Source organism: Marinobacter sp. H13, from assembly GCF_059072335.1.
On record NZ_JCACRU010000001.1, the window covers coordinates 3,929,170 to 3,954,481 of the forward strand.

27 protein-coding genes and 1 pseudogene are annotated in these 25,312 nt (G+C 53.1%); all 28 read left to right on the forward strand.

What is annotated here, in order from left to right:
- Window positions 1-518: 518 nt before the first annotated feature.
- Entirely contained in the window at window positions 519-1,181 is a 663-nt protein-coding gene (locus AC5JQH_RS18290; protein ID WP_493805809.1) for a hypothetical protein, read from the forward strand.
- Window positions 1,182-1,753: 572 nt separating this feature from the next.
- The gene (locus AC5JQH_RS18295; RefSeq protein WP_493805810.1) at window positions 1,754-1,939 is read left to right on the forward strand and encodes a type II toxin-antitoxin system RelE/ParE family toxin; all 186 of its coding nucleotides are present in this window, start codon (window positions 1,754-1,756) and stop codon (window positions 1,937-1,939) included.
- A 104-nt stretch (window positions 1,940-2,043) separates the two neighbouring features.
- Window positions 2,044-2,364, forward strand: a complete 321-nt coding sequence (locus AC5JQH_RS18300) for a helix-turn-helix transcriptional regulator (protein WP_493805811.1) — start codon at window positions 2,044-2,046, stop codon at window positions 2,362-2,364.
- A 479-nt stretch (window positions 2,365-2,843) separates the two neighbouring features.
- The gene (locus tag AC5JQH_RS18305; protein WP_008171112.1) at window positions 2,844-3,140 is read left to right on the forward strand and encodes a hypothetical protein; all 297 of its coding nucleotides are present in this window, start codon (window positions 2,844-2,846) and stop codon (window positions 3,138-3,140) included.
- A gap of 166 nt (window positions 3,141-3,306) precedes the next feature.
- Window positions 3,307-4,188, forward strand: a complete 882-nt coding sequence (locus AC5JQH_RS18310; RefSeq protein ID WP_493792027.1) for a COG3904 family protein — start codon at window positions 3,307-3,309, stop codon at window positions 4,186-4,188.
- Window positions 4,189-4,283: 95 nt separating this feature from the next.
- A complete protein-coding gene (locus AC5JQH_RS18315; protein WP_349557827.1) occupies window positions 4,284-4,562 on the forward strand; it encodes a type II toxin-antitoxin system RelE/ParE family toxin in 279 nt (92 codons plus the stop codon).
- 10 nt (window positions 4,563-4,572) lie between these two features.
- On the forward strand, window positions 4,573-4,887 hold the full coding sequence (locus tag AC5JQH_RS18320; RefSeq protein WP_200365435.1) for a HigA family addiction module antitoxin: 315 nt from the start codon (window positions 4,573-4,575) through the stop codon (window positions 4,885-4,887).
- A 906-nt stretch (window positions 4,888-5,793) separates the two neighbouring features.
- Window positions 5,794-6,198, forward strand: a complete 405-nt coding sequence (locus tag AC5JQH_RS18325; protein ID WP_493805812.1) for a VOC family protein — start codon at window positions 5,794-5,796, stop codon at window positions 6,196-6,198.
- A 559-nt stretch (window positions 6,199-6,757) separates the two neighbouring features.
- Window positions 6,758-7,048, forward strand: coding sequence for a type II toxin-antitoxin system RelE/ParE family toxin (locus AC5JQH_RS18330; protein WP_493805813.1), 291 nt, complete (start codon window positions 6,758-6,760; stop codon window positions 7,046-7,048).
- Between the two features lie 17 nt (window positions 7,049-7,065).
- Window positions 7,066-7,356, forward strand: coding sequence for a HigA family addiction module antitoxin (locus AC5JQH_RS18335; protein ID WP_493805814.1), 291 nt, complete (start codon window positions 7,066-7,068; stop codon window positions 7,354-7,356).
- A 36-nt stretch (window positions 7,357-7,392) separates the two neighbouring features.
- Window positions 7,393-7,884 carry a hypothetical protein gene (locus AC5JQH_RS18340; RefSeq protein ID WP_493805815.1) on the forward strand — a complete coding sequence of 164 codons (492 nt, stop codon included), beginning with the start codon at window positions 7,393-7,395 and terminating at the stop codon, window positions 7,882-7,884.
- A gap of 87 nt (window positions 7,885-7,971) precedes the next feature.
- On the forward strand, window positions 7,972-8,301 hold the full coding sequence (locus tag AC5JQH_RS18345) for an SMI1/KNR4 family protein (RefSeq protein WP_493805816.1): 330 nt from the start codon (window positions 7,972-7,974) through the stop codon (window positions 8,299-8,301).
- A gap of 459 nt (window positions 8,302-8,760) precedes the next feature.
- The gene (locus tag AC5JQH_RS18350; protein ID WP_493805817.1) at window positions 8,761-9,177 is read left to right on the forward strand and encodes a hypothetical protein; all 417 of its coding nucleotides are present in this window, start codon (window positions 8,761-8,763) and stop codon (window positions 9,175-9,177) included.
- Between the two features lie 1,713 nt (window positions 9,178-10,890).
- Window positions 10,891-11,169, forward strand: a complete 279-nt coding sequence (locus AC5JQH_RS18355; protein WP_228346582.1) for a hypothetical protein — start codon at window positions 10,891-10,893, stop codon at window positions 11,167-11,169.
- 117 nt (window positions 11,170-11,286) lie between these two features.
- A complete protein-coding gene (locus AC5JQH_RS18360; RefSeq protein ID WP_058342148.1) occupies window positions 11,287-11,565 on the forward strand; it encodes a hypothetical protein in 279 nt (92 codons plus the stop codon).
- Window positions 11,566-13,291: 1,726 nt separating this feature from the next.
- Window positions 13,292-13,606 (forward strand): hypothetical protein, encoded by a 315-nt coding sequence (locus AC5JQH_RS18365; protein ID WP_474544779.1) that lies wholly within the window; start codon window positions 13,292-13,294, stop codon window positions 13,604-13,606.
- 1 nt (window position 13,607) lies between these two features.
- On the forward strand, window positions 13,608-14,108 hold the full coding sequence (locus AC5JQH_RS18370) for a hypothetical protein (RefSeq protein WP_493805818.1): 501 nt from the start codon (window positions 13,608-13,610) through the stop codon (window positions 14,106-14,108).
- Window positions 14,109-15,003: 895 nt separating this feature from the next.
- Window positions 15,004-15,459 (forward strand): hypothetical protein, encoded by a 456-nt coding sequence (locus AC5JQH_RS18375; RefSeq protein ID WP_058342149.1) that lies wholly within the window; start codon window positions 15,004-15,006, stop codon window positions 15,457-15,459.
- A 95-nt stretch (window positions 15,460-15,554) separates the two neighbouring features.
- The gene (locus tag AC5JQH_RS18380; protein ID WP_493805819.1) at window positions 15,555-15,953 is read left to right on the forward strand and encodes a hypothetical protein; all 399 of its coding nucleotides are present in this window, start codon (window positions 15,555-15,557) and stop codon (window positions 15,951-15,953) included.
- A 1,289-nt stretch (window positions 15,954-17,242) separates the two neighbouring features.
- Window positions 17,243-17,521: a hypothetical protein gene (locus AC5JQH_RS18385; RefSeq protein WP_273155930.1), complete on the forward strand. Its 279-nt coding sequence runs from the start codon at window positions 17,243-17,245 to the stop codon at window positions 17,519-17,521.
- Between the two features lie 174 nt (window positions 17,522-17,695).
- Window positions 17,696-18,424, forward strand: coding sequence for a hypothetical protein (locus tag AC5JQH_RS18390; protein WP_493792076.1), 729 nt, complete (start codon window positions 17,696-17,698; stop codon window positions 18,422-18,424).
- Window positions 18,425-18,926: 502 nt separating this feature from the next.
- Window positions 18,927-19,232 (forward strand): NIPSNAP family protein, encoded by a 306-nt coding sequence (locus AC5JQH_RS18395; RefSeq protein ID WP_138441980.1) that lies wholly within the window; start codon window positions 18,927-18,929, stop codon window positions 19,230-19,232.
- Between the two features lie 885 nt (window positions 19,233-20,117).
- Window positions 20,118-21,443, forward strand: coding sequence for a group II intron reverse transcriptase/maturase (gene ltrA, locus AC5JQH_RS18400; protein WP_405418922.1), 1,326 nt, complete (start codon window positions 20,118-20,120; stop codon window positions 21,441-21,443).
- Between the two features lie 154 nt (window positions 21,444-21,597).
- Window positions 21,598-21,879: a type II toxin-antitoxin system RelE/ParE family toxin gene (locus AC5JQH_RS18405; protein WP_008174260.1), complete on the forward strand. Its 282-nt coding sequence runs from the start codon at window positions 21,598-21,600 to the stop codon at window positions 21,877-21,879.
- Between the two features lie 8 nt (window positions 21,880-21,887).
- Window positions 21,888-22,208, forward strand: a complete 321-nt coding sequence (locus tag AC5JQH_RS18410; RefSeq protein WP_493805811.1) for a helix-turn-helix transcriptional regulator — start codon at window positions 21,888-21,890, stop codon at window positions 22,206-22,208.
- A 149-nt stretch (window positions 22,209-22,357) separates the two neighbouring features.
- Window positions 22,358-22,516, forward strand: a pseudogene (locus AC5JQH_RS18415) (PAAR domain-containing protein); the annotation flags it as partial.
- A gap of 156 nt (window positions 22,517-22,672) precedes the next feature.
- Window positions 22,673-24,238 (forward strand): DUF2235 domain-containing protein, encoded by a 1,566-nt coding sequence (locus AC5JQH_RS18420; RefSeq protein WP_273045867.1) that lies wholly within the window; start codon window positions 22,673-22,675, stop codon window positions 24,236-24,238.
- Entirely contained in the window at window positions 24,228-24,845 is a 618-nt protein-coding gene (locus tag AC5JQH_RS18425) for a DUF2931 family protein (RefSeq protein ID WP_075267703.1), read from the forward strand. Before AC5JQH_RS18420 ends, AC5JQH_RS18425 begins: the two co-directional genes overlap by 11 nt.
- The last annotated feature ends 467 nt before the right edge of the window (window positions 24,846-25,312 follow it).

The window sequence follows — 25,312 nt, forward strand, 5'->3', positions numbered from 1 at the left end:
AGATTGATAAAGCGGCTAGTCTGATAAATCGGATCGATTACAAAACGGTGTCAGTTGTCGAATTTGAGCGTGAGCTTCTCAGCACATAACCAGTGCAGGCACGGCGACGCCCTTTACATTGCGCCTTTGGCTCCATTCCAAGGGCGCGCATGCTGCAAGCGTTAAATGCCTGGCTCCGGCGTTCTTGGGTTTGGTGTTTGGTCACTGGCTGTCAGTTGTCTTCGGGCAGAACACAGCCCTCGGTTTGGCGACGGTTTTCGCGGCCAATTCGGTGTTTGGGTCGCGGGGCCATCCGGCGTAAACATCGGGCTGTTTCCGCTTGTTCAGTGTTCTGGTTCCTAGCGCCATGGGTTGCGCTGGTGCAAAGTATCGGGAGTAGGCATTCAGCATTGGGTGCCGCAATAAATTGCCGGGCAGCTCCGGCATCTAACCAGTCGCAGCAGTTCGTGGCCTACGGCCACCGGACGCCCTTGTCAGGGCGCCGCTGTGCTTCAGCGTTAACTTTTTAGGGAGTGAGGGTGGAAGATTCAAGTATCTACCGAGTATTGATGGATGAGCGTTGGGCTTTGGAAGACCTTTATGGGTTTCCTCATGCGTATTCACAAGCTCATTCCTTTGTTTACCACTTTGATGGTGGCCAAGAGCTAGATTCTCGAATAGTCGATCGGGTTAACAAGACATTCCATGAATACCCATGGCAGGGTGGATATAGCTACGTAAATCTCTATTCGGTGCTTTTCAATCAGATTCCAAAACAACACCGCCCAACCGTGCAGTCTATCCAGTATGCCTCTCCCGGATGGATAGACCTCCTGATTAACCCTGATGTTGCCCTGAAGGTGGCTCAGTCGGTAGGGATTTTACTCAGTGCGGGAGTTGGTGCCGTAGAGGCGTTCAAACGAATTGATCGAGCTCGACTAGATATAGGGCGGCGTCGACGCCAGCAGAATCGGGAATATGCGTCACTGGCAGCATCGGAAGCAAAAGAGTTGAACAATATGTCCGAGGAGCTTGCAAAGCACCTAGGTTTCCAAAGTTTGGAGAAACTTCAGGAAAAAACTGGAGACCCCGAAGTGACTTTGAAAGTTCTCATGGCCCACTACCGCCGGTTACGGATCCTCGGAGATTACGTTGAGAGCGGCAAGGTGGTGCTTCCAGAAAAGCTCAAAGACGAAAGTTAACCAGTCGCTGTAGTACGCGGCCGATGGCCGCCGGACGCCCTTTTCATTGCGGCTTCGCCTTCATTACAAGGTCGCCGCTAAGCTCAGCGTTAGTTGGTAGTGCATTGTCCCTTGTGGGTGGCTGGGTTCTAAGGCCTTGGCCGAAAGCTGGCAGTAAAGCCGGACGGTTTATTGCTCTGCCAAGGCCCGATAAATTGTCGCCTTGCTGGCAGCCCAACTGGCTATCGGTAGTGGTTTAAAATTTGGCGTTGGCCGTGTGGGGCTGTCCGCCGGTAAACGGTTCCTTGCTTACTTGCTACTCTGATGTTCAGGTTCATCCACCGCATCGTTGGCGGTGGTTTCAATAATGATGCACCGGCGAATTTGGGTGCAAGGGCAGCGGTGTAGGCTGCGATGTTGGTTGCCAGGGATTGGGCTTTATTGATGCCCCCAACTAACCAGTCGCTGTAGTACGTTCCCGGCCCAAGGGCCGTCCACCGGATGCCCTTGTCAGGGCACCGCTAAGCTCAGCGTTATGCAGTAATTCTCAGGCCATATTGACAAGCGTCACGTGACGCAATACACTTCGTTTCATGATCAAATCCTTTGCTGACAAACGAACCCAAGAACTTTACTCCAAGGGCAAGTCAAAGAAATTTCCTGCGGATGTTGCATCGAGAGCCGCTAGAAAACTTGAATACGTGGATCTGGCCGTACAGTTAGAGGATTTGAAAGTGCCGCCTGGCAATCGCCTTCACCCGCTGTCGGGAGACAGGTAGGGGCAGCATGCAATTTCAATAAATGATCAGTGGCGTATCTGTTTTCGTTTTGAAGATGGCGATGCGTATGAAGTCGAGGTGTGTGACTACCACTGAGTGAGGGGATGACTATGGCTATTCTTAATACTGCCGGTATGCAGCGCAAACCGACTCATCCTGGCGAAATGCTGAGGGAGGATTTTCTTCCGGACTATGGCCTGACTGTTTCGGGGTTGGCTGAGTCTCTGGGTGTCTCTCGCCAGTCAGTTAATGAATTACTGCGCGAGCGTCGTGCTGTCAGCCCTGAAATGGCGCTTAGGCTTGCACGTTTGTTTGGTAATTCGCCGGAATTCTGGCTGAATGCGCAGCGATCTGTTGATCTTTGGACCGCCGCTCAGTCGGTCAAGGAAGAAGTGGATCGGATCAAGCCGCTACATGCTGCATAACCAGGCCATGCACCGGATGCCAAAACCTCCGCTTCGCTCTGGTTTTGTCACCGGTGATGGCGGGCGTTATTGGCCCGGCATTCGTGAGTTTTTAGCAAGTGGGGTGCAAAGGCCTTGGCACCGGGATTGGTTGTAAGCCCGCTCACTCTGGTGATCGCCAAGGCCGGAAAATTCGCTGTCTGGTTTGGTTGCCACAATGCCCAGCAGTGTCGGTATTCATGACGTGCCCCAGTCGTGGGGCCGTCCGTCTTAAATGGTAATCGGGTCGGCGGCTTTTGCGTTCTGGTTCCTTTCGCCATCCGTCGAGTTGGTGCAAGCTGTCCGGGAGAGGGCATGCGGCCTGGGTGTCAGGCTCAACCACGGTGGTGAACGGCCATTAACAAGGCGGTCAACCGGACGCCAAAAGCGTACCGCTTTTGGTTCCCTCCGCTGGCGCTCCTGCACCGGTTACCTCAGCGTTAGCACCAAAAAGTTCAGATATGGCAAAGGTTAAGAAAAAGCTCACTCCGGCTCAAAAGAGAGCAAAGAAAGCCGCGAAGGCAGAGCGGCAAAGGAAGTACCAGTGGGTCTTTATGAACGGTAAGCAAGTCAGAATCAAGCGGCCACCAACCGTGGATGGTATGCCTGTAGATCAGTTCATCCAGGAGAATGCTGATCCGATCTGGCTCCATCAGAACGAGTTGTGGGAGCTGATGCCAGTTGAAGACGCACTTTTTGGCCCAGAGCCGTCTACCGAATTAGATGCAACAGAAGACGAAGACGGATTACCATTTTGACTTTAGCCGCAGGTGTTCAGTTGAGCAGTGCTAACCAGTCATTCCAGTACGTTACGGGCCTAACGGCCCTCCACCGGACGGCCTTTTCTCCGCTTCGCTACGCAAAGGCCGCCGCTGAATATTGGCGTTAGGCTTCGTTGTGCTTCGATTTAGCAAGGATGTAGTGATGAAAAATTGCCTGGTGTTTGCTGTTCTGTTGGGACTACTGTCCTCGTCGGCGGTCGCGTTAGAGTTCCATCGCGTGGGTGGAACGTTTTCTATGCACGGGGAAGTACGGCAAGGCGACTTCGTCAATTTTATGGTCCATTTCGCGTCTTGGGAAAAGCCTCCGACAATTTTTCATATTGACTCCCCCGGCGGCGATCTAGAAGAAGCAATGAAAATTGGTCGAATCATTAGAGAGAGTTACATACCCATCTGGACCGGAGAAGAGTGTTCAAGTGCGTGTGTATTCATTTTTGTTGCTGGCGTTGAAAGAGTTGCAAGAGGCCGACTCGGCCTCCATCGTCCTTATTATGATCAGAAATACTTTGCACAGTTGAATCCGTTAGATGCCAAGCTGAAATATGACGAGTTGAAAAAAGAGAGCGTGGATTATCTTAAGGAGATGGACGTTCCTCAAGATATGATTGAGAGGATCTTCAAAACCAATTCATCTGACATTGACTATTTAGATGAGGCACAAACAAAGGCGATATTTGGATACAGGTTACCTTTTTATGATGAGTGGCTTGCTTCGAAGTGTGGGCGATACACGGAGGAGGAAGAGCGTGTCCTTGGAGCTATTAGCGCCTTGCACGCCATCAGAGCTGCTTACACTCTCAAGGTTCCAGCAAAAGGTTTTGGTGATGATATTGCGGAAAAGGCTTTGATGGCACTGCAATTAGAGAGAGAAGGACGACTTCAACCTTATGTAGAACTTTCAGAAAAACGCTCTAAATGTGAAGAAGACAATGCCAATACCTATATTTTCACGTACCACAAAATCATTAAAGACACAGCCAAAGAACTTCTGGAGCCTAACAAAAAAATCAAGCCGACGCAGTAAGCTGCGCGGCTTATTTAAGCGTTATGCCTTTCTCCAGATCTATTTGCCAGATAATGACGCTTGACGTTAATAACGCACCCCGTCATTATTGAGCCATGATCATATCGTTCAAGTGTAAGGATACTGAGAAGCTAGCAAGCGGACGCCGCGTCAGACGCTTCGTCAATTTTGAGCGAGTTGCCTTGAGGAAAATTCGGCAACTTCAGGCTGCAAGCCAGCTGGATGATCTCAAAGTACCGCCCGGAAATATGTTGGAGCCATTGCATGGTGACCGCCAAGGTCAGCACAGCATTCGAATCAACAGGCAGTTCCGGGTTTGCTTCCGCTGGACCAAGGCCGGCGCGGAAGATGTCGAAATTGTTGATTACCATTAGGAGGTGGCTCATGCGCAACATTGACGCTGTTACACCAGGCGAGTTGCTCAAAGAAGATTTTCTGGAGCCGATGGGCATTTCTCAGTACCGCCTGGCCAAAGAAATCGGGGTGCCTGCCCAGAGAATAGGCCAGATCATTGCGGGAAAACGTTCGATTACCGCCGACACGGACCTGCGGCTCTGTCGTTTCTTTGGTTTGTCTAACGGCTACTGGTTGCGAGCTCAGGCAGCCTATGACACTGAGATTGCCGAAGATGCCCTAGAGGATCAGTTGAAGAATATTCGTCCGTGGACTGCTGTATCCGAAATCGGACATAGGGCATAACCAGCGGCTGCACAGCGACCGATTTTCCGCCGCTTCGCGGCTCCAAACCGGCGCGTGAGCCGGGCGTTAGTGGCTGTGGCTTCGGTCCTTTTGGGCTGCGGTGTGCCAGTGGCCTTGGTGCCGTGCTTGGTTGCCAAACCCGCATATTCTGGTGAGCACCAAGGCCGTCCGAATCCGCGTTCGGTTTGGTTGCATCAGTAAGCAAGAGTTTTGGCGGGAAATTCGGTGTTCACCGTGTGGGGTCGTCCGCCGAAAATTGGGTCTGGATCTGCTACCTTTGAGTTCAGGTTCATTCACCGCATCATTGGCGGTGTTTCAAACAGAGTGCATCGGCTCATGTCGGTGCCGGGTTACGGAGTAGGCCGTCAAGGTCAGTGCCAGGGAGCCGGCAGTGTCATTACCTGCCACTAACCAGTCGCTGTAGTACGCGGCCGATGGCCGCCGGACGCCCTTTTCATTGCGGCTTCGCCTCCATTACAAGGGCGCCGCTAAGCTTCGCGTTATTGGCCCGGCATTCGTGAGTTTTTAGCAAGTGGGGTGCAAAGGCCTTGGCACCGGGATTGGTTGTAAGCCCGCTCACTCTGGTGATCGCCAAGGCCGGAAAATTCGCTGTCTGGTTTGGTTGCCACAATGCCCAGCAGTGTCGGTATTCATGACGTGCCCCAGTCGTGGGGCCGTCCGTCTTAAATGGTAATCGGGTCGGCGGCTTTTGCGTTCTGGTTCCTTTCGCCATCCGTCGAGTTGGTGCAAGCTGTCCGGGAGAGGGCATGCGGCCTGGGTGTCAGGCTCAACCACGGTGGTGAACGGCCATTAACAAGGCGGTCAACCGGACGCCAAAAGCGTACCGCTTTTGGTTCCCTCCGCTGGCGCTCCTGCACCGGTTACCTCAGCGTTAGGAAGGGAATCATGAAACCGAAAATCAGCATTGTCACTCTTGGTGTGGAGGACTTGGAAAGGGCCACCCGCTTCTATGGCGAGGGTCTTGGCCTGCCAAAGTACGACTTTGAAGGTGGCAATATATCCTTTTTCAGTCTGGAAGGAACCTGGTTAGCGCTCTATCCTCGGGAGGAGTTGGCCAGGGACATTGGATTACCCGTTCCCACTCAAGCTGGCTTTTCTGGCATTACGTTGGCCCATAATGTGGCGAGTAAGTCAGAGGTTGACGCTGTCCTTAGTCAGGCGGTATCAGCCGGAGCTCAACTTATCAAACCAGCGGTAGAGGTTTTCTGGGGTGGTTACTCCGGTTACTTCCAAGACCCGGAAGGGCATTACTGGGAAGTGGCCTATAACCCTTATCAGGACCTGACATAATGGCGGGGCCATTGGCAGTTCCTAACAATGCCAGGCACGGCGACGCCTACTACATTGCGGCTTCGCCTCCATTCCGTAGCCGCGCATGCTGGCGGCGTTATAAGCCAAGGCATCGGTCATTTTTATAGTAGCTGGGTGCATGGGCCTTGGCGGCAAATTCGGTGGTAGCTTTTGGTTTCGCATCGTTGCCAAGGCCAGCAACTCTGTCGCCCAATTTGGAAACCAGCGTTGGCATCTTTCGGGTTATCGGCAGGGTGCCCAGGTTGTGGGGCTGTTCACCGCAAAATTTGCTCGGGACGGGTAGTTTGGTGGTTAGTATCGGTGCCGGATCACGAGCCGATGCGGGGCTTCTTTGGCGTTCGCATGCAAGCCGAGAAGCAGGGCTGGAAACCAACGGGTGAACCGGCTTCTAACCAGTAGTTGTAGTACGTTCCGGGCCGACGGCCCTACACCGGACGCCTACTACGCTGCGCTCCGTAGTCGCCGCTAAACAAAAGCGTTACATGCCACATTACCCGATGATATTGCACGAATACCGTGTATCCGTTAATATAGATGCATGATTATATCTTTTGGCGATAAAACTACATCTGATCTATTTCACGGTATATCAAGCCGTCATGTGCGTAAGCTTCCTAATCAGATACATGAGACTGCTCGCTATAAGTTGGATGTTGTTAATGCTGCTCAAGAGCTGAATGATCTCAAGTCTCCCCCGGGGAATCGACTTGAACCGTTAACAGGCGATCTTAAGGGCTTCCATAGTATCCGTATAAACTCACAATGGAGAATAGTATTTCGCTGGGTAGCCAATGCCGCACATGATGTCCAAGTTATGGACTACCACTAAACTTGATAAGGTGATTTATGATTCCTTCAAATAGAACTGCAACACACCCAGGCGTTATTTTGCTTAAAGAGTTCTTGGAGCCTCTTCAGTTAACGCAAAAAGCGTTTGCCTTGCACGTGGGTATTTCCATGCAGCGAGTTAATGAAATTGTCCGTGGTAAACGTGGCGTTACGCCAGAAACGGCTTGGTTATTTTCTGAGGCTTTAAGTACTACGCCGGAATTTTGGCTTAACTTACAGTCCATACATGATCTATCTGCTAATCGCCCCGATCATCACGTTCAGCCTTTAATTTCAGCAAGCATGTAACAAGTCAAAGCACTCGGACGCAGCATAGCTGCGCCGGTGTTTGAGGCGTTACAGGGAATTGCAAAGCAGGTCATGAGAAGGGAAGCGGTAGTCGAGCATATTGAGCTCAACCCTCTCGGAGAGTTCCGGATGGGTTGTGATGCCTACGGCATGACGATCAAAACGAATTTCGGTGAAATTGAGACGTTTAGGGATGTCCCGGTCATGATTGGACAAACCGATCACTCAAAGTTCGTTGAGCAGTCGTCATGCAAAGGTTATCTCCTTATCAAAGGTGCGTTTGCCACCTACATCGTGGATATCAAAGATCAAACCATTAGTGTTTACAGAGCTACCGTGCGTGGCGTTAACAATGAGTGGTGTGACGAAAACCCGATCTACGGCAAAGAAACTTGTCACGTACAGGGCTTTAGCCGTCACTACCATCTCCAGTTTCCCTTCGTAAGAAAGGATCGTTTCCATCAGGTTTTCGGAGACTACGAAGCCCTGCGTAGGCGCCAAATTCAGGAGCTGACCAATGCCCTGTAACAAGTCAATCAAGTTCGTTCCGGCCTTCGGCCTCCACCGGACGCCCCTGTCGGGCCGCCGCTTATTTCAGCGTTAGGGCTCGTAATCGTGAACCAAATTTTCGGCAAAGTCTTCAGAACCAGCGACGGCAGTGAGTTCGGGGTCATTAGAAAGACCTCAGCGCCGCTCCCTGAAGAGCTTTCAGAGTCAGATGTTATCGCTGAAGATGAGTGTGGAAACTATTTCGTCAGAGAGAATCGAAGCATTCATTTTTGGGATCATGAAACCAGCAAATTTACGATCCTCGCGAATTCTGTCAATGAGTTTATCGCCGGGTGTGCAGCTCCGTCAGAAGTGGAACTGGAGCCTGGGCAGGTCAAGTCGGTTTGGGTCGATCCTGAATTTGCCAAAAAGTTCGGCATTGACCCCAAGCCCTAACAAGTCACGGAAGGCGGACGCGTGAGACGCGCCGCTTCGTTCAGCGTTAATGGCCAGGCACTTGTAGGTTTTTGGCTGGTGCCGTGCAAAGGCCTTGGCATCGGGATTGGTTGCAGTGCCAGCTCACTTTGGTGATGGCCAAGGCCGGAAAGTTCGCCGTCTGGTTTGGTTGCCAAAGTGGTCAGCGGTGTTGGTATTCATGGCGTGCCCCAGTCATGGGGCCGTCCGTCTCAAACGGTTATCGGGCTGGCAGCTTTTGCGTTCTGGTTCCTTTCGCCATCCGTCGAATTGGTGCAATCTGTCCGGGAGAGGGTATGCGGCACTTGGTTTTGGCTCAACCACGGTGGTGAACGGCCATTAACAAGGCGGTCAACCGGACGCCAAAAGCGTACCGCTTTTGGTTCCCTCCGCTGCGCTCCGGCGCCGGTTACCATCAGCGTTACACACCATGAATAGGCCATGAGCACATCAGAGTTTATTGTTTACTACGTGATAGTGGTCTCAGCGATTTTTTTACTGGTCGCATTGGTTCGTTTTTCTCAACTAAAACCATTGTTCGGGGCCAGAAAAACCCAAGCGTTGGTTGAGCAAAATCACCGTGCTGCTCTGGATCAATTGGCTCGACTGGGCATTAGAATCGAAGGGAAGGGGCCGATTCATTTTATTACCCCTCCTCCATACACCCCCGACGAAGAATTGGTGGTAGGTGCTGAAATGGAAGTTTGGGTTTCAGATGAACTTCCAGGGGTGATTCTGAATACGAGGCCTACCTTTTCGGTATTGTTGGCTCGGTCGTTGTTCCCGGCTTTTTTTGTTGCGTTTGTGCTTCTGATGCCTATTTTGTTCATTCTCCGAGGGCGTTTCGGTGCTGTGTAACAAGTCGCTTAAGTTTGTTCCGGCCTACGGCCTCCACCGGACGCCCTTAGCAGGGCGCCGCTTAGCTTTGCGTTATTGGCCCGGCATTCGTGAGTTTTTAGCAAGTGGGGTGCAAAGGCCTTGGCACCGGGATTGGTTGTAAGCCCGCTCACTCTGGTGATCGCCAAGGCCGGAAAATTCGCTGTCTGGTTTGGTTGCCACAATGCCCAGCAGTGTCGGTATTCATGACGTGCCCCAGTCGTGGGGCCGTCCGTCTTAAATGGTAATCGGGTCGGCGGCTTTTGCGTTCTGGTTCCTTTCGCCATCCGTCGAGTTGGTGCAAGCTGTCCGGGAGAGGGCATGCGGCCTGGGTGTCAGGCTCAACCACGGTGGTGAACGGCCATTAACAAGGCGGTCAACCGGACGCCAAAAGCGTACCGCTTTTGGTTCCCTCCGCTGGCGCTCCTGCACCGGTTACCTCAGCGTTATTGGCCCGGCATTTGTGAGTTTTTGGCGGGTGCGGTGCAAAGGCCTTGGCACCGGGTTTGGTTGCAACGCTCGTTCACTCTGGTGATCGCCAAGGCCGGAAAATTCGCTGTCTGGTTTGGTTGCCACAATGGCCAGCGGTGTTGGTATTCATGGCGTGCCCCAGTTTTGGGGCCGTCCGTCTCAAACGGTAATCGGGCGGGTAGCCTTTGCGTTCTGGTTCCTTTCGCCATCCGTCGAGTTGGTGCAAGCTGTCCGGGAGAGGGCATGCGGTCTGGGTTTCCAGGCTCAACCACGGTGGTGAACGGCCATTAACCAGGCGGTCAACCGGACGCCAAAAGCGTACCGCTTTTGGTTCCCTCCGCTGCGCTCCGGTGCCGGTTACCTAATCGTTAGTTGGTAGTGCATTGTCCCTTGTGGGTGGCTGGGTTCTAAGGCCTTGGCCGAAAGCTGGCAGTAAAGCCGGACGGTTTATTGCTCTGCCAAGGCCCGATAAATTGTCGCCTTGCTGGCAGCCCAACTGGCTATCGGTAGTGGTTTAAAATTTGGCGTTGGCCGTGTGGGGCTGTCCGCCGGTAAACGGTTCCTTGCTTACTTGCTACTCTGATGTTCAGGTTCATCCACCGCATCGTTGGCGGTGGTTTCAATAATGATGCACCGGCGAATTTGGGTGCAAGGGCAGCGGTGTAGGCTGCGATGTTGGTTGCCAGGGATTGGGCTTTATTGATGCCCCCAACTAACCAGTCGCTGTAGTACGTTCCCGGCCCAAGGGCCGTCCACCGGATGCCCTTGTCAGGGCACCGCTAAGCTCAGCGTTATACACAAGGAATGTTCATAGATCATGGCAAGGAATCGCGGCCAAGATGGGCCGATTGAAACAAGGTTGATCAGCCTTTTTGCATCGCTGTTTTTCTCTATCCCAACGGCAGTATTCGTTTGGCTCTGGGTCAATTTGGAGTTGGCCGTCTACTGGGATGGCTTTCTCAGCAGTCGTTACCTTATTTCCTGCATCGTAGTTTTCGCGGTGTTGGCGTTGCTGCTCCCGAAACTGTTTCCGTCTATTCTCGGGGGTGTCTGGCGCGGCATAGCCAAGGTTTGGCATTGGTGGGGGTGGTAGCCTTATGTATAACCAATCGTTCAAGTTCGCTACCGGCCTGGCGGCCGTCCGCCGGACGCCTACTACGCTGCGCTCCGCAGGCGCCGCTTAACATTCAGCGTTATGTGGGCAGAACCAGCGAGTAATTGAGGATGCTGCAACGAGTTGTTATAGGGATTTTTGTCGCCTCGCTTTTGGCAGCTGCCGTCGCGATGTTTATGGGGTATCAATCTCCAGCCAAGTATATCGCTGCGCCTGCACTAGTTTTTTCTGGTTGGGCTGCGTTGGGTCATTTGGTTACCTTGGACGATGACGCTCCAGGTGAGTGGTCAAACCCAGAGGGTTCGAAGGCAACATGGCATCGCTCGATCGGAGAGTTAATCATTAAGATCGTGGTTTTTGCGGCAGTGGGGATAGCTTTCTATGCCTAGCCACATAACCAGTCGCTTAAGTACGCTCCGGGCCGTCGGCCCTCCACCGGACCGGTTTTCCGTTGCACTCCAAACCGGCCGCTTAGCTCAGCGTTATACGTAAAAGAAGAATCGAGCATGTCTACCAGACAACCACAATTTGAAGAGATAGTTGATCAGCTAAGTAAAGCTGTGCCTATCTTGAAATCTGAGGGTTTAGATGGCTCGGTTAAAGATACTGAGAAACTGATTAGTCGCATTCAAGGTATGGGCAGCATCATCCCATCACACAAGAATGGTCTTTACTCCATTCTTCGCATGATGCTCGAGTCAAATACTTACTATGACTCAAAAGCTGGCGAGTGCTTGGACCAAGCATTTGTCCTGATGAAAGAGGCCTTGGGTGAAAACGTATAACCAGGCGGTCAACCGGACGCCAAAAGCGGGGCGCTTTTGGTTCCCTCCGCTGCGCTCCGGCGCCGGTTACCGCAGGCGTTAAAGGCCTTACTCCGGTGTTCTTGGGTTTGGTGTTTTGCCGCGGCTTGGGTGGTTGCCTGCAGGCAGAAAACAGCCCTCAGTCTGGCAACGGTTTTGGCGGCCAATCAGAAGTTTAGGTCGGGGGGCAATCCGGCGCATTCCCTGGAGGAAATCCTCTCATACGGTGCTCTGGTTCCTGGCGGCATGAGTCAAGTTGGTACAAAGTATCCGGAGTGGGCATTCAGCATTGAGTGCCAATACAAAACAACGGGTAACCGGCCCTTAACCAGTCGGTCAACCGGACGCCAAAAGCGTACCGCTTTTGGTTCCCTCCGCTGCGCTCCGGCGCCGGTTACCTCAGCGTTAGTGGCTGTGGCTTCGGTCCTTTTGGGCTGCGGTGTGCCAGTGGCCTTGGTGCCGTGCTTGGTTGCCAAACCCGCATATTCTGGTGAGCACCAAGGCCGTCCGAATCCGCGTTCGGTTTGGTTGCATCAGTAAGCAAGAGTTTTGGCGGGAAATTCGGTGTTCACCGTGTGGGGTCGTCCGCCGAAAATTGGGTCTGGATCTGCTACCTTTGAGTTCAGGTTCATTCACCGCATCATTGGCGGTGTTTCAAACAGAGTGCATCGGCTCATGTCGGTGCCGGGTTACGGAGTAGGCCGTCAAGGTCAGTGCCAGGGAGCCGGCAGTGTCATTACCTGCCACTAACCAGTCGCTGTAGTACGCGGCCGATGGCCGCCGGACGCCCTTTTCATTGCGGCTTCGCCTCCATTACAAGGGCGCCGCTAAGCTTCGCGTTAAATGCCTGGCTCCGGCGTTCTTTGGTTTGGTGTTTGGGCGCGGCTTGGCAGTGGTTTTTGGGCAGAACACAGCCCTCGGTTTGGCAGCGGTTTTCGCAGCTAATCTGGTGTTCGGATCGCGGGGTAATCCGGCATAGACGCGGACAACTCCCGCTCATTCAGTGCTCTGGTTCCTAGCGCTATGGGTCGCGCTGGTGCAAGGTATCGGGAGTGGGCATTCGGCATTGGGTGCCGTAATAAATTGCCGGGGTTACCGGCATCTAACAAGGCGCATCAATTCGCGGCCTGCGGCCGCCGGACGCCCTTTTCGTTGCGGCTGCGCCTCCACTACAAGTACGCCGTTGTGCGCTGGCGTTATTGGTCCTGGCCTTCTTCATTTTTGGCTGGGTTAGTGCAAAGGCCTTGGCACCGGGTGTGGCTGCAAAGCCGCTGATGTGGGTGATGGCCAAGTCCGGAAAAGTGGCTGTCGGGGTTGGTTGCCAACCTCACCCGCAGCATGGTTATTCAGGGTGTGCCCCAGTCGCGGGGCCGTCCAGTTCAAACGGTAATCGGGGTGGTGCTGTTTGCGCTCTTGTTCCTTTCGCCATCCGTTGGGTAGGTGCAGTTGTTCGGGAGAGGGCATGCAAGGTTGGGTGCCTGGGGAGGCCTCGGTGGTGACCGGCCACTAACCAGCCGGTCAACCGGACGCCAAAAGCTTACAGCTTTTGGTTCCCTCCGCTGCGCTCCGGCGCCGGTTACCATCAGCGTTATGGGCATTGGCCATCGTAAATCTCATCGAGTTCAATTCTGGAGGTACATGGGCCGTCTTGGTAGAATTTTGCCGGCATAGGAAGATGCCGAAGAGTCATTGCAAAAAGGAGAACGGAATGCAATCAGATGACAGGGAATACATAGCTGCTGTAATCAATTTTTTCTGGCAAGGTTTGGCACAACCTCACTCAGTGAACGAGAATGCAGCAAAAGTGATGTACGAGGCCCTTACCGAGGCGCAGTCATGTACTGCTTCTATAGATTTAGTTCCAAGACCGACTTACACGCCAAGCATTAATTACATAATCAAAGAAATTGCAAAAATTGGGCAACGCATAATTTCCGGAGATACCTCTTTGTACAATATGTGCCGGGATCAAGTTGCGGCGAATTATAAAACTCATATTCGCGCGGCATTGTGGGGCCTTTAATATGAAAACACTTTTTGTTTTTATGATTATGTCAATTATTCCTCTGTCTTTGTGGGCGAGTGGAAATGATTTGCGTGTAGTTTACGGAGAACTCGATTTCTATATTCCCAGCAATCCTAGCGTGATTGGATATCTTGGAACAGATAGCGAAATTCTAATTGCAAAATATAGCGACGAGCCAGGGAAAAGTATTATTGGCTTCAGTTTAGATAAGGAGGTAAATACTGGTGGCTGTGGCCCGAGGGTTTTCTTTAAATCTGTGCTAGGCAAAGACGCATCTGAATGTGACGAAGAGGCTGTTGAGTCTTTTCGTTACGTTTTTATGAAAAACAGAGATTCGGGAACTTGGCGAAGTGGCAATAAAGAGATTTTCTACTTTATCGGGTCTGATAAATCTACGGTATTTTTATTAGAAGAAGGTTCCGGCAATAAAACATATAAAATAGAGTCGAATTTTTTAAGTAAAAAGGAAATCAAAAAAATATTCGCCAGTCACCTTTAATTCCCCTGAATCTGGTTTCGGTTATCACTCTAAAGCCCATAACCAGTGCAGGCACGGCGACGCCCACTACATTGCGCCTTCGGCTCCATTCCGTGGGCGCGCATGCTGCAAGCGTTAAAGGCCTGGCTGTCGTGTTCTTGGGCGCGGTGTTTGGTGTCGGTTCCGGTGTTTGGCCTCGCAAGTAAACAGCCCCCGGTTCGGCTACGGTTTTAGTCGCTATTCCGGTGCTCAGGTCGCGGGGCAATCCGGCGCATTCATTGGTCAGCTTCCGTCCATTCGGTGTTCTGGTTCCTGGCGCCATGGATCAAGTTAGTACACAGTACAGGGAGAGTGGGCATTCAGCATTGGGTGCCAAAATAAGTAATCGGGTGAACGGCCCTTAACCAGGCGCATCAATACGCGGCCTGCGGCCGCCGGACGCCCTTGTCAGGGCGCCGTTGTGCGCAGCGTTAGCTGGTAGTGCCTTGGGGCTTTTGGGTGGTTCGGTGCCATTGGGCCTTGGCCGCAAGCGGGTAGCAAAACTGGTACTTTCGGAGTTGCGCCAAGGCCGTTAAAACTCGCGGTCTTGCTGTCAGCTCAATCGGAATATTGGGTAAGTATCAAACTCGGTGTTCACCGTGCGGGGCAATCCGCCGAAAACTGAATCGCGATCTGCTACTCTGAAGTTCAGGTTCATTCACCGCATCAATGGCGGTGGTTTTAATCACGTTGCATTGGCAGGTGTCGGTGCAAGGGCAATGGAGCAGGCCGTCGTGTTGTTTGCCAGGGATCAGGTTCCTCAGTTACCCCCAGCTAACCAGTCGCTTAAGTTTGTTCCCGGCCTGACGGCCGTCCACCGGACGCCCTTGTCAGGGCGCCGCTTAGCTTCGCGTTACAGGGAATTGCAAAGCAGGTCATGAGAAGGGAAGCGGTAGTCGAGCATATTGAGCTCAACCCTCTCGGAGAGTTCCGGATGGGTTGTGATGCCTACGGCATGACGATCAAAACGAATTTCGGTGAAATTGAGACGTTTAGGGATGTCCCGGTCATGATTGGACAAACCGATCACTCAAAGTTCGTTGAGCAGTCGTCATGCAAAGGTTATCTCCTTATCAAAGGTGCGTTTGCCACCTACATCGTGGATATCAAAGATCAAACCATTAGTGTTTACAGAGCTACCGTGCGTGGCGTTAACAATGAGTGGTGTGACGAAAACCCGATCTACGGCAAAGAAACTTGTCACGTACAGGGCTTTAGCCGTCACTACCATCTCCAGTTTCCCTTCGTAAGAAAGGATCGTTTCCATCAGGTTTTCGGAGACTACGAAGCCCTGCGTAGGCGCCAAATTCAGGAGCTGACCAATGCCCTGTAACAAGTCAATCAAGTTCGTTCCGGCCTTCGGCCTCCACCGGACGCCCCTGTCGGGCCGCCGCTTATTTCAGCGTTATGCATTAGGAGTATTAGAGCTTGAGGCATATATATGTTGCTTTTGTTGTAAGTCTATTACTCCAAGGGTGTGGAGTTGATGACTCCTGCAATGAAGGTTCTGATATAGTTCAAAAAACTATGAATCTCAATCAAGGCGAATTGAAATCAATTTTTGAGGACTCCCAAAAGCTTTTGAGCCAAGAAGGAATTAAAAGTATTGATTTAGCGGATCTACCAGAAAGTATATTGGGTCTGCAACCGTTACATGTCCAAGACCAAGCAGGATCGCTATGGATCTACCTAGAAACCTGTAGCTTTGATAGTAAAGTTGTCCTAATGATTGACGTAGACAAATCTCTTGGAGAGCGTATCAGGTTACAGTATGGCGATCCAATGAGTAAAAAATCAGATTCAGTAATATTGTGGAAAAATGCATAACAAATTGTTCAAGCTGACCCCTGGCGGGGCAGCTTACCAAGGCGTTAACGGCCAGGCGCTTTTGCGTTTTTGGCTGGTGCGGTGCAAAGGCCTTGGCATCAGGTTTGGTGCAAAGCCCGCTCATGCTGGTGATCGCCAAGGCCGGAAAATTCGCTGTCGGGTTTGGTTGCCAAAATAGTCTGCGGTATTGGTATTCATGGCGTGCCCCAGTCTCGGGGCCGTCCGTCTTAAACGGTAATCGGGCCGGCGGCTTTTGCGTTCTGGTCCCTGTCGCATCCGTTGAGTTGGTGCAAGTTGTCCGGGAGAGGGCATGCGGCCTTTGATTCCAGACTCAACCGCGGTGGTGAACGGCCATTAACCAGGCGGTCAACCGGACGCCAAAAGCGTACCGCTTTTGGTTCCCTCCGCTGCGCTCCGGCGCCGGTTACCTTAGCGTTATAAGCCAAGGCATCGGTCATTTTTATAGTAGCTGGGTGCATGGGCCTTGGCGGCAAATTCGGTGGTAGCTTTTGGTTTCGCATCGTTGCCAAGGCCAGCAACTCTGTCGCCCAATTTGGAAACCAGCGTTGGCATCTTTCGGGTTATCGGCAGGGTGCCCAGGTTGTGGGGCTGTTCACCGCAAAATTTGCTCGGGACGGGTAGTTTGGTGGTTAGTATCGGTGCCGGATCACGAGCCGATGCGGGGCTTCTTTGGCGTTCGCATGCAAGCCGAGAAGCAGGGCTGGAAACCAACGGGTGAACCGGCTTCTAACCAGTAGTTGTAGTACGTTCCGGGCCGACGGCCCTACACCGGACGCCTACTACGCTGCGCTCCGTAGTCGCCGCTAAACAAAAGCGTTATATCCGAATGAAAAATTATGCTCCGGTGTAAGAGGTGTAGCACAAAGCTAGTCAAGGCGGGCACCGTGAAGCTCAATGCTGCCCCGTACGTGGGCTATCCCTTTGGGGCTTTTACATGGACCGGAGACAGCCGGAGCCAACGCTCTCTCTTGCTGCTGATTCTCAGCGTTGCGCTTGCTGCCGTTTTTCAAAGCGTCGTGAGTGTATTTGGAGTGCTCGTTTGTTTGGGGTATCACATACTTGTTGTCAACGACCCCAAGCAGCTTTACAAATGCCCATCTTGTCAAAAAATCTATGTCGGGCATGGGTTGTTAGAGTTTCGTCGGGATGACGACTTGTATATCTGATATAACCAAGCCAGTCACGGCGACGCCTACTACATTGCGGCTTCGCCTCCATTCCGCAGCCGCGCATGCTGAGCGGCGTTATACGTAAAAGAAGAATTGAGCATGTCTACCAGACAACCACAATTTGAAGAGATAGTTGATCAGCTAAGTAAAGCTGTGCCTATCTTGAAATCTGAGGGTTTAGATGGCTCGGTTAAAGATACTGAGAAACTGATTAGTCGCATTCAAGGTATGGGCAGCATCATCCCATCCCACAAGAATGGTCTGTACTCCATTCTTCGCATGATGCTTGAGTCAAATACTTACTATGACTCAAAAGCTGGCGAGTGCTTGGACCAAGCATTTGTCCTGATGAAACAGGCCTTGGGTGAAAACGTATAACCAGGCGGTCAACCGGACGCCAAAAGCGGGGCGCTTTTGGTTCCCTCCGCTGCGCTCCGGCACCGGTTACCGCAGGCGTTAAAGGCCTTACTCCGGTGTTCTTGGGTTTGGTGTTTTGCCGCGGCTTGGGTGGTTGCCTGCAGGCAGAAAACAGCCCTCAGTCTGGCAACGGTTTTGGCGGCCAATCAGAAGTTTAGGTCGGGGGGCAATCCGGCGCATTCCCTGGAGGAAATCCTCTCATACGGTGCTCTGGTTCCTGGCGGCATGAGTCAAGTTGGTACAAAGTATCCGGAGTGGGCATTCAGCATTGAGTGCCAATACAAAACAACGGGTAACCGGCCCTTAACCAGTCGGTCAACCGGACGCCAAAAGCGTACCGCTTTTGGTTCCCTCCGCTGCGCTCCGGCGCCGGTTACCTCAGCGTTACAGGGAATTGCAAAGCAGGTCATGAGAAGGGAAGCGGTAGTCGAGCATATTGAGCTCAACCCTCTCGGAGAGTTCCGGATGGGTTGTGATGCCTACGGCATGACGATCAAAACGAATTTCGGTGAAATTGAGACGTTTAGGGATGTCCCGGTCATGATTGGACAAACCGATCACTCAAAGTTCGTTGAGCAGTCGTCATGCAAAGGTTATCTCCTTATCAAAGGTGCGTTTGCCACCTACATCGTGGATATCAAAGATCAAACCATTAGTGTTTACAGAGCTACCGTGCGTGGCGTTAACAATGAGTGGTGTGACGAAAACCCGATCTACGGCAAAGAAACTTGTCACGTACAGGGCTTTAGCCGTCACTACCATCTCCAGTTTCCCTTCGTAAGAAAGGATCGTTTCCATCAGGTTTTCGGAGACTACGAAGCCCTGCGTAGGCGCCAAATTCAGGAGCTGACCAATGCCCTGTAACAAGTCAATCAAGTTCGTTCCGGCCTTCGGCCTCCACCGGACGCCCCTGTCGGGCCGCCGCTTATTTCAGCGTTATACACAAGGAATGTTCATAGATCATGGCAAGGAATCGCGGCCAAGATGGGCCGATTGAAACAAGGTTGATCAGCCTTTTTGCATCGCTGTTTTTCTCTATCCCAACGGCAGTATTCGTTTGGCTCTGGGTCAATTTGGAGTTGGCCGTCTACTGGGATGGCTTTCTCAGCAGTCGTTACCTTATTTCCTGCATCGTAGTTTTCGCGGTGTTGGCGTTGCTGCTCCCGAAACTGTTTCCGTCTATTCTCGGGGGTGTCTGGCGCGGCATAGCCAAGGTTTGGCATTGGTGGGGGTGGTAGCCTTATGTATAACCAATCGTTCAAGTTCGCTACCGGCCTGGCGGCCGTCCGCCGGACGCCTACTACGCTGCGCTCCGCAGGCGCCGCTTAACATTCAGCGTTACAAGGTCAACTGAAAGGTAGTTCAAGTGGTTACCTGCTACTTAAAGTACGTTATAGATCCCTACAAAGCCGCCGAGTTCGAGCGCTACTCGAAAATGTGGATACCCTTGGTCCAGAAATTCGGCGGTCAGCATCATGGGTATTTTCTGCCGTCCGAGGGTGCCAACAATATTGCTATCGCGTTATTCACCTTCGAGTCTTTGGCAGCCTACGAAAAATACCGTGAAGCCTCGTTCAAAGACTCCGATTGCCAAGCCGCATTCAAATACGCCGAAGAAACTCGTTGTGTACTAAGCTGTGAGCGCAGTTTTATGAGGCCGGTTTTTGAGTAAGCTTGTAACAAGTGCATCAAATTCGTTCCGGCCCGATGGGCCTCCACCGGACGGCTTTTTCTCCGCTTCGCTGCGCAAAAGCCGCCGTTTATGCAGGCGTTAGGTGTAAATGTGAAATTCCCAGGGCGCACGACACTAGATGAGCTTTCTAGCAACTTTAGAGTCGAGTTTTGTTCACAGGGACCAACTGAAAAGGGCTGGTCGGGCCATTACTTAGAGTGCCCCATTTGTAAAGATCTGCTGGAAAAGGGCGGTTGCCACTGTTGTACCTGTGGAAACATATCGATCGACGACGGAATGCTACGAGTAACCGTCGAAAATGGCGATAAAAAGGCAGTAAAAACCTACTATGCCTACAAAAAATAGCCGCAAACTTTGGGGAACACCTAACCAGGCCATTAAGGTTGTTCCGGGCCAATGGCCCTCCACCGGACGCCCTTGTCAGGGCGCCGCTAAGCTCAGCGTGTGTGCCGGGCATGGCACAGAACTAGGGAGGTGAAAGTCCTCCTGCCAGGTGTTCGCAGAGCCGAAGGCTAGGAGAAGGGCAAGGGCGTCATCGCGAGGTGGGGTCTGAAGGAAGCCCAATCCAAAGCGGCGGGACGACGAACAGGAACCCGATACGAGGTGTGGTACATCCGGGGCGAGCGGGCACGTGACCGCGAAGCCCTCCTTCTGCGACTGGGGTGTACTTTATAAATCGGGCGTTCACGTCGTGAAAGCTCTGTGCCTTACCCCGGGAGGTCTGCCACGTGTGGACGGACCCACTCAGAGACGAGCGATCGTCTCTGATCGCGTGGCAGAAATCAGCAGAGGGCATAGTAGGTTCGCCCGTGAACCGAAGGCCCGAACAGAGACAGGAGTCGAGAGTCCGTGCAGGGAAACGGGATGGCATCCGCAAAGCAGCTAGCGCTGCCCCTGGAGTCTCCAGGGGATGAACCCGTTGCCGGAAACCGGGAAGGCTCGCACTCCGTTCAACCCTCACCGTGGATGGCGCGTGTGTTGAGCAGGGACAACCTCAATCGCGCCCTGAAACAGGTTCGACGTAACAAGGGAGCGCCGGGCATCGACGGCATGACCGTGGATGAGTTGCCGGATTATCTGCGCCAACACTGGCCCGAGATCCGGCAGCAACTGCTCCAGCAGACCTACCGACCAAAACCGGTCCGGCGGGTTACCATCCCCAAAGCCAACGGCGGTTCCCGCCCTCTGGGCATTCCAACGGTGCTGGATCGCTTTATCCAGCAAGCAATCGCTCAGGTTATCCAGCAGGACTGGGAACCGCGCTTCCACCCACACAGCTACGGCTTCCGTCCGGGACGCTCTGCGCATCAAGCGGTCCGATACGGACAGCGCTGCGCCCGGGAAGGTCGCAACTGGGTGGTGGATCTGGACCTGGAAGCCTTCTTTGACCGGGTAAACCATGATCGCCTGATGGCACGTCTGAAACGGCACACGCCGGACAGGCCGATGCTCAGGTTGATCAACCGGTACCTGAAGGCAGGTGTACAGATCGACAGCCGCAAAACACCAACACCCGAGGGCGTACCACAAGGCGGGCCACTGTCCCCGGTGTTGGCGAATGTGATGCTGGATGAACTGGATTGGGAGCTGGACCGGCGCAACCTGCGCTTCGCCCGCTACGCGGATGACTGCCAGATCTACGTGGGCAGTCACCGCGCAGGCGAGCGGGTGATGGTGAGTCTGACGCGCTTTATCGAGGACTCGCTGAGGCTCACAGTGAATACACGAAAGAGCGCGGTAGACCGGCCCTGGAAGCGCAGCTTCCTGGGCTTCACCCTCAGCCGGAAAGGGCAGCGATTGAAAGTGGCTGACAAAGCCATCACCAAGCTGAAAACCCAGATCCGGCTACTGAGCCGCCGAACACGGGGCCACTCACTGGCCCGGGTGATCGCAGATCTGAAAGAGACCCTGCTTGGTTGGAAAGCGTACTTCGACGCAGCCGAAGTACTGAGCCCGCTGCGGGACCTGGACAAGTGGATACGGCGGAGAATGAGAAGTTACGTGTGGAAGCAATGGGGCCGAAGGGGGTATCGTGAGCTGAGAAAGCGGGGTGTCCCGGTCAGATTGGCCTGGAACACCGCGAAATCAGCCCACGGCCCGTGGCGGCTGAGTCATTCGCCGGCCCTGCGGGAAGCCTTACCGGCCCGGTTGTTCCGGAGCTATGGACTGCCGGAACTGGCAGTGCGGTAACGGGTTGAATCAAGTCACTGAATCGCCGTGGTACGTGATCCGTATGCCCGGTGATGTGGGAGGAGGGGCATCGTGAGGTGCCTCCCTATCCCGATTATGCAGTAATTCTCAGGCCATATTGACAAGCGTCACGTGACGCAATACACTTCGTTTCATGATCAAATCCTTTGCTGACAAACGAACCCAAGAACTTTACTCCAAGGGCAAGTCAAAGAAATTTCCTGCGGATGTTGCATCGAGAGCCGCTAGAAAACTTGAATACGTGGATCTGGCCGTACAGTTAGAGGATTTGAAAGTGCCGCCTGGCAATCGCCTTCACCCGCTGTCGGGAGACAGGCAGGGGCAGCATGCAATTTCAATAAATGATCAGTGGCGTATCTGTTTTCGTTTTGAAGATGGCGATGCGTATGAAGTCGAGGTGTGTGACTACCACTGAGTGAGGGGATGACTATGGCTATTCTTAATACTGCCGGTATGCAGCGCAAACCGACTCATCCTGGCGAAATGCTGAGGGAGGATTTTCTTCCGGACTATGGCCTGACTGTTTCGGGGTTGGCTGAGTCTCTGGGTGTCTCTCGCCAGTCAGTTAATGAATTACTGCGCGAGCGTCGTGCTGTCAGCCCTGAAATGGCGCTTAGGCTTGCACGTTTGTTTGGTAATTCGCCGGAATTCTGGCTGAATGCGCAGCGATCTGTTGATCTTTGGACCGCCGCTCAGTCGGTCAAGGAAGAAGTGGATCGGATCAAGCCGCTACATGCTGCATAACCAGGCCATGCACCGGATGCCAAAACCTCCGCTTCGCTCTGGTTTTGTCACCGGTGATGGCGGGCGTTATGTGGTGCCAACCATGCTAAAATTGCCGGTTTTGAACAATGTTTAATCACGGATAGCCAGGACGCTACTTATCACAGAAAGGAACTCTCACCATGAGCAATCTGATTGCCGCCTGCGTCGGCGATATGCACGTTTGCCCGATCAAAGGGCACGGCTCTTCCCCCATCATGCCAAACGGCTCCAGCATCCTTGTTGAAGGTAAACCTATCGCTCGCGTTGGTGATGTCACCGGCTGTGGTGCGGTTATTACTCAAGGCTACCCGTTGGCGTTAGCCGATGGTATGCCGGTGGCATACCTTGGCAGCCCCACCAGTCATGGTGGTTCCATTGTCAGCGGTAATCCACGAGTGATTTTGGGTGTCGCCACGAATACGGCACCGGTTGTGGACTTCGCCATGGCTGGTGCGCTGGATGACAAAGGCCAGCTTACCCCTGCCGCCAAAGAGTTGCTGGACAAAGATCCGCAGGAGTTTGTGCGCAAAGCTGCGCAGAAAGGCGCGTTGATTGACGAAGGTGTTTCTGACGAATCGCCAGAGGATTCGCCCGAAGAAGAGAACCGTCCTAAGGTCCGGGTGGAGGCTGGCATCTTTTTCGATGGCACCGGCAACAACCGCGATAACACACAGACGTACCAGCGACAGATGGACGATTGTCTTACGGCCAATGCGGCTGGGGCCATCTCCGAGGACGAGTGCAGTGCCGAACTGTCGCAGGTGATGGAAGGCAGTTACCTCAGTGCGGAAACCAATGTCTCCAAGCTGGAGCGAATGTATCAGCAGGGTCAATTCCAGAGTGAGGAATGGAAGGAAGCTCACCGCATCTCGACCTACGTTTCCGGTGTTGGCACCAAGTCCGGCGAATCGGATGATGGTCCCAGCATGGGGCTTGGACTTGGTGAGCAAGGCATACTCAAGAAAATTGACCAAGGCAGCGAGGCGCTGGCGGCTGATATCATCCGTTTTGTGAGTGACCCCATCGACGAACTCGTGCTTGACGTTTTCGGCTTCAGCCGTGGCGCGGCTACGGCCCGCCATTTCATCAGCCGGGAAGTTCAGGATGAAGGCGGTGCGCTGGCCGCCGCGTTTAAACAGCAGGGCATACCCTGGGCGAAGAAGATCACCGTTCGCTTTGTAGGTCTTTTCGATACCGTTGCGGGGATTGCCGATCTCGGCAATTTGGACTTCTCTGCACACGATGCAGAAACCGGACGCATCAACGTCAACCTGCGGCCGGAGGATGCTGAACGGGTGGTTCAGTTTGCCGCGCGGGATGAGCGCCGGCACAACTTCTCACTGAACAGCCTGCGAGGTGAATCCGGCGATTTGCCGGAGCACTTCAGCGAATGGGTGCTTCCGGGTGTTCACTCTGATATTGGCGGCGGTTACCCGGATCGCTTTCGAGAACGGGTTGAAGTTCGTCCGCCCTTGGTTGTCAAAGGAAAGGATCGCCGCAATCCCGAAGCCAGTTTTGAATTCTCCCGCATGTTGCAGGAACGTGCGCTGATCAAACACGAGGGTTGGATCGGGCCACTGAACCCACTCGCCACACTTGAAATTGAACAGGAACGCCCACCCGGTTTGCGTGGTGGCGACATTACGCTTCGCCTTTGGCTGGACCGCGAGGTTCTTAGTGAGTACTCCCGTATTCCGCTGTATCTGATGCACAAATTGGCGGTGGATGCTGGTGTGCCATTCGATCCTATACCTACGGAAAGCCCTCAGCTGGTTTTGCCGCCGGAACTAATGACTATCGCCAGAAATCTCGCGGCCCACGTCTGGCATGGCAGCCCGCTATTGATGACTCCGGAATCTAACGCGCTACTGAAACAGCGATATATTCATCATTCCGATCACTATCTGCAGCTTGGCCCGTTGTACCCTTTCAAGCCCGGCAAGTATGGCCGTCGAACTGTCCATCCGAATAAAGGGCAATGGAGTGAGGGGCAATACCATGAGTGTTAAAACGCTTGCCATTAGCTTCTGTGTTCTGGTGCTACTGGGGTGTTCGGATCAGAGCAAATCGGAAGGACCAGCGTATGGCCCAGACCCTACTTACCGAAGTATCTCCGTTGTCGTACCTCAGCACTACGATGCGTGGGTTGAGACCTTTATCCTGGAATCGGTATCGGGGGAAATCGGTTGGCGGGCACCTATCGGGATAATCACCTGCTGTTGGAAACATCCGTCGGGCAAAAACGCGGAGTGGCAGGCAATGCCGGGGCTTGTGCTCATCAAGTGGTTCTCGTTTGCTGAGCAGCAATCTTACCGGGCGTTGATCCAGCTTGAGAATGCCCGCGAGATTGAGGAGAAAATGAAAGAAATCGCTCCGATTGAACGCTACGGTAAAACCTTTGACATGCCTCTCAACGACCTGACGTTTGGTCTGGCGCCGGGCGGCACGGTGGTTGTCTGGATCATGAACGGCGCGGAAAATGCGATTGAGGTGGGGCGTTACGAGGCCTCAGAAATAGAAACACACCCAGAGCATTACCGTGAAATCACTGAACGCTATAATCGTGACAGTCGAGATTATATTGAGAAGCACGGTATACCGATTGATGGCTGGTAATTGTCCGTCATCGGTTGAGGTTGGGAGTAAGTCACCACATAACCAAGCGCGTCAACGGGACCGCTTTGTTCCGCTGCCGCTCCACAAATCGGCCCGTTACGCCAGCGTTATGCACAAAATACTAACGGGGAACTTTCGTGACCGCTGCCGATTGATTAGGAGAGGGTAATTCGGTTGCTTGAGTTGCGAGTCAAATTTTGCTAAGGACTTTTATGAAGTGCCCGAATTGTCATGCCAAACTCTCCATCCGGCCTTATGTAGTAAAGGATTATCAGTGCAAGACTTGTGGTGGAGTCCTCGTTTCGAGGCCATGGGTAAGAATATTTACTGCGGTGATGGCGATTGCTGTCGGGAAAACGATATTTTCTGAGGATTACGCTTTAGCCTCTCTTTTAGCTTTTGTTTATTTTTCAGTATCGCTTGGCATGGGGTCAAAGGCATTTGAGGCGCGTTTCCGTAGCGAATAG

Coding starts and splice junctions, on each gene's coding strand:
- AC5JQH_RS18410 (WP_493805811.1), top strand. CDS start 21,888: ATGACTATGGCTATTCTTAATACTGCCGGTATGCAGCGCAAACCGACT.
- ltrA (WP_405418922.1), top strand. CDS start 20,118: ATGGCATCCGCAAAGCAGCTAGCGCTGCCCCTGGAGTCTCCAGGGGAT.
- AC5JQH_RS18300 (WP_493805811.1), top strand. CDS start 2,044: ATGACTATGGCTATTCTTAATACTGCCGGTATGCAGCGCAAACCGACT.
- AC5JQH_RS18305 (WP_008171112.1), top strand. CDS start 2,844: ATGGCAAAGGTTAAGAAAAAGCTCACTCCGGCTCAAAAGAGAGCAAAG.
- AC5JQH_RS18325 (WP_493805812.1), top strand. CDS start 5,794: ATGAAACCGAAAATCAGCATTGTCACTCTTGGTGTGGAGGACTTGGAA.
- AC5JQH_RS18370 (WP_493805818.1), top strand. CDS start 13,608: ATGAAAACACTTTTTGTTTTTATGATTATGTCAATTATTCCTCTGTCT.
- AC5JQH_RS18315 (WP_349557827.1), top strand. CDS start 4,284: ATGATCATATCGTTCAAGTGTAAGGATACTGAGAAGCTAGCAAGCGGA.
- AC5JQH_RS18350 (WP_493805817.1), top strand. CDS start 8,761: ATGAGCACATCAGAGTTTATTGTTTACTACGTGATAGTGGTCTCAGCG.
- AC5JQH_RS18405 (WP_008174260.1), top strand. CDS start 21,598: ATGATCAAATCCTTTGCTGACAAACGAACCCAAGAACTTTACTCCAAG.
- AC5JQH_RS18365 (WP_474544779.1), top strand. CDS start 13,292: ATGCAATCAGATGACAGGGAATACATAGCTGCTGTAATCAATTTTTTC.
- AC5JQH_RS18320 (WP_200365435.1), top strand. CDS start 4,573: ATGCGCAACATTGACGCTGTTACACCAGGCGAGTTGCTCAAAGAAGAT.
- AC5JQH_RS18295 (WP_493805810.1), top strand. CDS start 1,754: ATGATCAAATCCTTTGCTGACAAACGAACCCAAGAACTTTACTCCAAG.
- AC5JQH_RS18335 (WP_493805814.1), top strand. CDS start 7,066: ATGATTCCTTCAAATAGAACTGCAACACACCCAGGCGTTATTTTGCTT.
- AC5JQH_RS18330 (WP_493805813.1), top strand. CDS start 6,758: ATGATTATATCTTTTGGCGATAAAACTACATCTGATCTATTTCACGGT.
- AC5JQH_RS18420 (WP_273045867.1), top strand. CDS start 22,673: ATGGCTGGTGCGCTGGATGACAAAGGCCAGCTTACCCCTGCCGCCAAA.
- AC5JQH_RS18360 (WP_058342148.1), top strand. CDS start 11,287: ATGTCTACCAGACAACCACAATTTGAAGAGATAGTTGATCAGCTAAGT.
- AC5JQH_RS18310 (WP_493792027.1), top strand. CDS start 3,307: ATGAAAAATTGCCTGGTGTTTGCTGTTCTGTTGGGACTACTGTCCTCG.
- AC5JQH_RS18375 (WP_058342149.1), top strand. CDS start 15,004: ATGAGAAGGGAAGCGGTAGTCGAGCATATTGAGCTCAACCCTCTCGGA.
- AC5JQH_RS18425 (WP_075267703.1), top strand. CDS start 24,228: ATGAGTGTTAAAACGCTTGCCATTAGCTTCTGTGTTCTGGTGCTACTG.
- AC5JQH_RS18355 (WP_228346582.1), top strand. CDS start 10,891: ATGCTGCAACGAGTTGTTATAGGGATTTTTGTCGCCTCGCTTTTGGCA.
- AC5JQH_RS18385 (WP_273155930.1), top strand. CDS start 17,243: ATGTCTACCAGACAACCACAATTTGAAGAGATAGTTGATCAGCTAAGT.